The organism is Xenorhabdus hominickii (genome assembly GCF_002632725.1).
Lineage (GTDB): Bacteria > Pseudomonadota > Gammaproteobacteria > Enterobacterales > Enterobacteriaceae > Xenorhabdus > Xenorhabdus hominickii.
In genome coordinates, this window is sequence record NZ_NJAI01000118.1 from 1 (window position 1) to 350 (window position 350).

Here is a 350-nt window from a genome sequence, read left to right on the forward strand (position 1 = left end):
TCTCCCCTATTGGCTATCTGGCGCTATGCTCCTGCTGAGGATCAGACGTTACTACCTGTTTCTGGTTCCAGATAGAATCCTCCGGCATCTGGACACGGACGTCTAAGCGCGTTCCGGCGGGTAAGTCACACGGTTCATCCTCGGTGTAATAGGTATGTCCCTCCCCGGACTTAATGCGCCGGTTCTGTAAGCGGGCAGGCATGTGGGTGTTCTGTCGGTGCGTCACTTTGATGTCGATGGCCCCATCCGGCAGCACCTTATCCTCGACATACACCAGTTCATTGCCGTTGATGTCACGGGGCACACTGATACCGCCATGCACCCCCCATGCGCCATCGGCGTTATAGCCC

General features: G+C 56.9%; 1 protein-coding gene. It reads right to left on the minus strand.

Annotated elements, in window-relative coordinates; genetic code table 11:
* Positions 1-13: 13 nt before the first annotated feature.
* The coding region (locus Xhom_RS25455; RefSeq protein WP_476756460.1) for a phage tail fiber protein at positions 14-350 on the minus strand (337 nt) is incomplete at its 5' end.